Origin of the sequence: Streptomyces sp. SID9727, from assembly GCF_010550605.1 — a bacterium.
Taxonomy (GTDB): domain Bacteria; phylum Actinomycetota; class Actinomycetes; order Streptomycetales; family Streptomycetaceae; genus Streptomyces.
This window is the reverse complement of record NZ_JAAGNI010000371.1, coordinates 1-5348: the sequence shown is the minus strand read 5'-3', so window position 1 is coordinate 5348 and position 5348 is coordinate 1. Positions and strand designations below refer to the sequence as shown.

The 5348-nt window shown below is 75.4% G+C and carries 6 protein-coding genes; 4 read left to right on the top strand and 2 right to left on the bottom strand.

Translation table 11 applies throughout. The features are described from left to right. Together G3I41_RS26230 and G3I41_RS26225 are read left to right on the top strand one after the other, a co-directional pair. Positions 1-392: GNAT family N-acetyltransferase (locus G3I41_RS26230; protein WP_164402839.1), on the top strand; the 392-nt coding region annotated here is incomplete at its 5' end. An 86-nt stretch (positions 393-478) separates the two neighbouring features. Further along, positions 479-1252, top strand: a complete 774-nt coding sequence (locus tag G3I41_RS26225) for a restriction endonuclease (RefSeq protein WP_164402838.1) — start codon at positions 479-481, stop codon at positions 1250-1252. Positions 1253-1273: 21 nt separating this feature from the next. On the opposite strand, the gene G3I41_RS26220 is transcribed toward G3I41_RS26225, so the two are convergent. Beyond that, positions 1274-2005, bottom strand: a complete 732-nt coding sequence (locus tag G3I41_RS26220) for a response regulator transcription factor (RefSeq protein WP_164402837.1) — start codon at positions 2003-2005, stop codon at positions 1274-1276. Further along, entirely contained in the window at positions 2002-3237 is a 1236-nt protein-coding gene (locus G3I41_RS26215; protein WP_164402841.1) for a histidine kinase, read from the bottom strand. The genes G3I41_RS26220 and G3I41_RS26215 overlap by 4 nt, the downstream gene beginning before the upstream one ends. Positions 3238-3481: 244 nt before the next feature. On the opposite strand from G3I41_RS26215, the gene G3I41_RS26210 reads away from it, so the two are divergent. Both G3I41_RS26210 and G3I41_RS26205 read left to right on the top strand, forming a co-directional pair. Further along, positions 3482-4189 (top strand): ABC transporter ATP-binding protein, encoded by a 708-nt coding sequence (locus tag G3I41_RS26210; RefSeq protein WP_164402836.1) that lies wholly within the window; start codon positions 3482-3484, stop codon positions 4187-4189. Further along, the coding region (locus tag G3I41_RS26205) for an FtsX-like permease family protein (protein ID WP_203601675.1) at positions 4186-5348 on the top strand (1163 nt) is incomplete at its 3' end. The genes G3I41_RS26210 and G3I41_RS26205, both read left to right, overlap by 4 nt.

Here is a 5348-nt window from a genome sequence, read left to right as displayed (position 1 = left end):
CCGGCGAGGTGGCGGCCGTCCATCGCTCGGCGTTCCCGGGCTCGCGCTTCACGGAGGCGTCGTGGCGGGCGATGGCCGCGGGGCCGCTGTTCGCCGACGCCCGCTGCCTGCTCGGGCGCGACGAACAGGGCCACGCGGTGGCGACGGTGACGGTGTGGTCCGCCGGCCCGGGACGGCCGGGACTCCTCGAACCGATGGGCGTGCACCGCGACCACCGCCACCGGGGCCACGGCCGGGCGGTCACCCTGGCCGCGGCTGCCGCGCTCCGGGACCTCGGAGCGTCGAGCGCGCTCGTCTGCACCCCGGCATCCAACACCGGTGGCGTCGCCGCCTACCTGTCGGCGGGCTTCGAGCGACGCCCCGCGATCCACGACCGGTACCGGCCCGCCTGAGCGCGGACGCACTCGCTGATCATGGACGGCGCGGTTCGGGGCACACGTCGGGCGACGACATACGCGACCCGCCGAAGGAGACGCCGGTGCCGATACGCAGAACGAGAGGCGTCACACCCCGCCCCCGCGCCACGGGTGCACCACGCAGCCCCCTGCTCGCCCTCGCCCTCGCCGGTGCCGTGATCGGCGCCGCGGTCCTGCTGTTCGTCCGCTTCGCGCACTGGGCCGGCGCCCACCCGGTCACCGCCGTGCTGCTGGCCCTGCTCGCCCTGCCCGTGCTCTACGTCCTGTTCCGCGCCATGCCCCGTGCCCGTGAGCTGCGCCGGGCGGCCCGCGCCGGCATGATCCCACCGGCCGGGGAGGAGGAGGCCGCCCCCGAACCGGCTTCCGCCCCGCAGGTCCCGCCCGCCCCCGCCGGCGCCCACGACGGGCTCACCGCCGTACTCCCGCCCCCCGCCCCCGATTTCTCCGCCCTCGATCCGGACGGCTTCGAGGCGGCGGTGGCCGCGCTGTGCGAGCGGGACGGCTGCCAGGAGGTCGAAGTGGTCGGCGGAGCGGGCGACTTGGGTGCCGATGTTCTCGCCACGGCCCCGGACGGCCGCCGCGTCGTCGTGCAGTGCAAGCAGTACGGCCCCGATCACAAGGTGGGCTCCCAGGACCTCCAGCGCTTCGGCGGCACCTGCTGGACGGTCCACGGAGCGCAGCTCGCCGCGGTGGTGACGACCAGCGAGTTCACGGCACCCGCCCTGGAGTACGCGGAGACGTGCGGCATCCGCTGCGTGGACGGCACCGCGCTCGCGGCCTGGGCGGAGGGCTCCGGCGCGGCCCCCTGGGGCCCGGCGATGCTGGATACGGCCTGAGATCCTCGAGGGATCCGGCGGCTACGGCAACGCGCCCCGCGCTCCCGGTCCGGCCCCGTCGTCCTTCTCGTCGGCCTCGCCCGCCTCCCGTTCGCCGACACTGACCAGCCCCGTCTCGTACGCGGCGATGACCGCCTGCACCCGGTCGCGCAGGCTCAGCTTGGCGAGGATGCGGGCGACGTGCGTCTTCACGGTCGTCTCGGCCAGGTGGAGGCGCGCCGCCAGTTCGGCGTTGCTCAGGCCCTGGGCGAGCAGGGCCAGGACCTCCAGTTCGCGCGGAGTGAGCGCGGCGAGGTCGCGGTGCGGGGCGGTGGTGTCGCCGCCGCGCCGGGTGAACCGCTGCACGAGGCGCCGGGTGATGGCGGGTGCCAGAAGCGCGTCACCGGTGCGGACGGTGCGCACGGCCGCCGTCAGCTGCTCGGGCGTCACGTCCTTGAGCAGGAAGCCGCTGGCCCCGGCCGACAGGGCCGCGTACACATAACGGTCGAGGTCGAAGGTGGTGAGGATGATGACGCGGGGCTGCCCGGCGGCTCCGGTGAGGATGCGGCGGGTGGCCTCCAGGCCGTCCATCTCGGGCATCCGGACATCCATCAGCACCACGTCCGGCCGGGCGCGGCGCACCGCGTCGACCGCCTCCGCCCCGTTCACGGCCTCGGCGACGACGTCGATGCCGTCCGCGCCGAGGATCAGCCGGAAGCCGGTGCGTACCAGGGTCTGGTCGTCGGCGATGAGTACACGCGGCGGCGCGGTCACGGTGCCTCCAGGGGGATCAGGGCCTCCACACGGTAACCGCCGCCCGGCAACGGCCCGGTGCTCAGGGTGCCGTCGTGCACGGCCAGGCGCTCACGCAGTCCGATCAGGCCCCGGCCGCTCCCGGCCCCGGTGCCCGGGCGCCCGCCGGTGTCGGTGACCTCCACCCGCAGCCTGTGGGGCCCGTACGCGACGGACACGTCAGCCGACGCGCCGGACGCGTGCTTCACCGTGTTCGTCAGGGCCTCCTGGACGACCCGGTACGCGGCGAGTTCGATCCCGGGCGGCAGCGGGCGGGCCCGCCCCGTCACCACCAGCCCGACCGGCAGCCCCGCGTCCCGGACCCGCCCCACCAGCACCTCCAGCTGGTCGAGCCCGGGCTGCGGGGGAGGCACCACCGCGTCGGGATTCGCCTCCCCGTCCTCGGTGGTCGTGGTCAGCAGGCCCACCACATGGCGCAGTTCCGTCATCGCCGCCCGGCCACCCGCCTCCACGGCGAGCAGCGCCTCGCCGGCCAGCTCGGGCGAGGACCTCATGATCGTGCGGGCGGCACCCGCCTGGATGATCATCACGCTGACGTTGTGCGTGACGACATCGTGCAACTCGCGGGCGATCCTGGCCCGTTCCTGCTCCACGGCCCGGCGCAGCGCCTCCTCCTGCTCGTGCTCCAGGACGGACAGCCGGGCCCGGCCCTCGTCGGACCGCAGCTTCCACGTCCGCAGGCCCACGGCGGCCACGGCCATCGGAATCAGGATCAGCAGCGCGATGTACTCATTGGGGACGATCGGCGTCACAGAGTTCCCGGACGTCCCGACCAGCGCCACCGCCACCGGCAGCGCCACGAGCGTCGCCACCCGGTGCGGGCTGTACACGGCGGCGCTGTACACCGCGATCACGAACGCGTAGAACGTCAGGCGCATCACGCTCTGCGGGGTCGCCAGCGTCGCGGCCGTCACCACGCACAGCACGGCCAGCGGGCAGCGGCGGCGCAGCACCAGGGCGCCCGAGGCGACGGCCGCGAGCGCCACCATGAAGGCCATCCCGCCCGCCCCGGACGGGCGCTCCAGAGCGTAGGCCGTGCCGCCGACCACCCGCACGACCGTGTTGTTCGCGTTGTCCACCCCGTAGTACACGGTGGCAGCGCCCAGCACCAGCGCCACCAGGACGTCGAACCGCCGGGCGCGCGCGGTGGGGCGGGGCGGGGGGCCGTCCGCCCGGACCGCGTCCTCCCACATCCGGCCCAGCTTCGTACGTACATCCGTCACCGCTTCATTGTCCCGGCGGCGCGGAGCCCGGGGAGTCCGCCCCCGTACCCATTCCGGCGACGGCGCGTACACCACGCGCCTACATCGCGAGGACGACGAGCGCGCCGCTCATCCGGACGCCGGACCGCGAAGGGGCCGGGCGGCCGACGCGCGCGGTCCCGGTCCGCTCCTAGCGTTCACGCCACCGGACCGCACAGCACCGAGGAGCCCCGCCATGACCACCCCGTTGATCGAACTGTGCGAGGTGAGCCGTCGCTACGACGACGGGCCGCCCGCCCTGCACGAGGCGTCGCTGACCGTGCGGCCGGGGGAGGCCGTCGCGATCCTCGGCCCCTCCGGCAGCGGCAAGTCGACGCTCCTCAACCTCGTCGCCGGCCTCGACCGCCCCGACACCGGCACGGTCACCGTCGACGGCGTGCGGGTCGACCGGCTGGGCGAGGCCGCGGCGGCGCTGTACCGGCGCGCCCGGATCGGCATGGTCTTCCAGTTCTTCAACCTGCTGGACGACCTGACCGTGACCGACAACGTCGCCCTGCCCGCCCGCCTCGCCGGCCTGTCCCGGGGCGAGGCGGCCAGCCGCGCGGCCGGGCTCCTCGAACGGCTCGGTATCGAACGCCACGCCCGTGCCTACCCCGGCCGCCTCTCCGGCGGTCAGCGCCAGCGCGTCGCCGTGGCCCGGGCCCTGATGAACCGTCCGGCGCTGCTCCTGGCCGACGAGCCGACCGGGGCCCTCGACACCGCAGCCGGACAGGACGTCGCCCGGCTGCTCACCGAGCTCAACGCCGAGGGCCAGACCGTCGTCCTCGTCACCCACGACCTCGCGCTCGCCCGCTCCTGCACCCACCGCACGATCCGCATCGCCGACGGCCGCGTCACGCACGACCTGCCCTCGGGGGCCGTCGCCCCGGAGGCCGTCCGATGAGCGCGCTCGCCCGGGTGGTGCGCTCCGGAGTGGGGCGGCGCCGTGTGCAGACGCTGGTCATCGGACTCGCCGCGATGATGGCCGTGGCCGCGTCCGTACTCGCCGGATCGCTGCTCGTGGTCTCCGGCGCCCCCTTCGACGACGCATTCGCCCGGCAGCACGGCGCCCACCTGTCCGTGCGGTTCCACGCGGACGAGGTGAGCGCCGGGCAGCTGGCGCAGACCGCGCACACCGACGGTGTACGCGCGGCTGCGGGCCCCTTCCGCACCGCGACGGTCACCCCGCGCGCCGACGCGACCGGCCCGGGGTGGCCGCTGACCGTGACGGGCCGGGCGGCCCCGGGCGGCGACGTGGACCAGGTGGCCCTGACCGAGGGCCGCTGGGCCGCGCGCCCCGGCGAGATCGTCCTCTCCGCCGGCTCCTCCCTCTTCCCCGCCCTGGGCAAGGAGATCCGTTTCACCGGACTGGCCGGCGACCCCGCGCTGACCGTCGTCGGCGTCGCCCGCTCGGTCACGGGCACCTCCGACGCCTGGGTGGTCCCCGCCCAGATGCCGGCCCTGACCCCGCCCGGCGGCGGTGGTTACCAGATGCTCTACCGCTTCGCCGAGGCGGACACCGCCGCGCGGATCTCCGAGGGCGGCAGGAGTGTGAAGGCGTCCCTGCCCGCCACCGCCGCCACCGGCGAGCAGTCCTGGCTGACCGTCAGGAGGAACGCCGCGCAGGACACCGCCCTGTACGTTCCCTTCCTCTTCGCGTTCGGCACCCTGGGGCTGGTCATGTCCGTGCTCACCGTCGGCAACGTCGTCGCCTCCGCCGTCGGTGCGGGGACGCGTCGCATCGGCATCCTCAAGGCGGTCGGCTTCACCCCCGCCCAAGTCGTACGGGCGTACGTGGGCCAGGCGCTGATCCCCGCGACCGCCGGCACCGTCCTCGGCATCGTCGCGGGACACCTGCTCGCCGTCCCCGTGATGGCCGAGACCGAGGAGGCGTACGGCACCTCGTCCCTGGCCGTGGCCCCCTGGGTCGACGTGGCGGTGATCGCCGGGGCGCTCGGCCTCGTGTCGGCGACCGCGTGGGCCGCTGCCTGGCGGGCGGGCCGGCTGCGGACGGTCGACGCGCTCGCCGTGGGGCGCACCGCTTCGGCGGCGCGCGGCCGGTG